This window comes from Puniceibacterium confluentis (assembly GCF_007923445.1).
In the GTDB taxonomy this organism is placed as follows: Bacteria; Pseudomonadota; Alphaproteobacteria; order Rhodobacterales; family Rhodobacteraceae; genus Puniceibacterium; species Puniceibacterium confluentis.
In genome coordinates this window covers 1-575 of the sequence record NZ_VOJI01000111.1, presented here as the reverse complement: position 1 = coordinate 575, position 575 = coordinate 1, and the positions used below count along the sequence as shown (strand labels likewise).

Annotated in this window: 1 protein-coding gene; it reads left to right on the top strand. The window is 65.0% G+C overall.

The genetic code is table 11. The annotated features are described in order from the left end of the window. Positions 1 to 340: 340 nt before the first annotated feature. Positions 341 to 575, top strand: a 235-nt coding sequence (locus FOY53_RS22740) for a serine hydrolase (protein ID WP_222435344.1), incomplete at its 3' end; no start/stop codon positions are given.

Genomic DNA, 575 nt, shown 5'->3' with positions numbered 1-575 from the left:
GTGCGCAGGTCCACAAAGAACGCGCCCAGCTGAATCCAGAGGGCGTCGCTGTCTTCGAACGGCGCGCGGCCGCCCACGGCTAGCGACTTTCGCCGCCAAAGCCCCGCGAGCGTTCCGAGCGTTGAAGGCGTTTCGGCGGTGTCGGCCACGGCTCTATCGACTTAGACTAATTTAAGTAGCATTCGGATGAGGGCAAATCGACCACGTGTCAATGGGTATCGTCGCGGTCGAGCGGGGGTGTTGCGAAAATAAGCTAATACAATTAGCAATTCTGTAATTGGGTTGGGAAACGGTTGGGCGGAGGGGCGTTATGAGGTGCGGCGCATGGATCGCGATCGGGGTGGCGGTGTTGATCGCCGCCGCTTCGCAGGCCGGGGCGACACCGGCCGCCGGTGGGCGCGAACTGACCGCCGTCGACGCCGAGGCGTTCGTGGACGGCCTCATGCCCTACGCCCTGAAGCGGGGCGACGTGGCCGGCGCGGTCGTGGTGGTGGTCAAGGACGGCGAGGTGCTGCTCGCCAAGGGCTACGGCTACGCCGACGTGGCCAAGCAGACGCCCGTCGATCCGTCGCGGA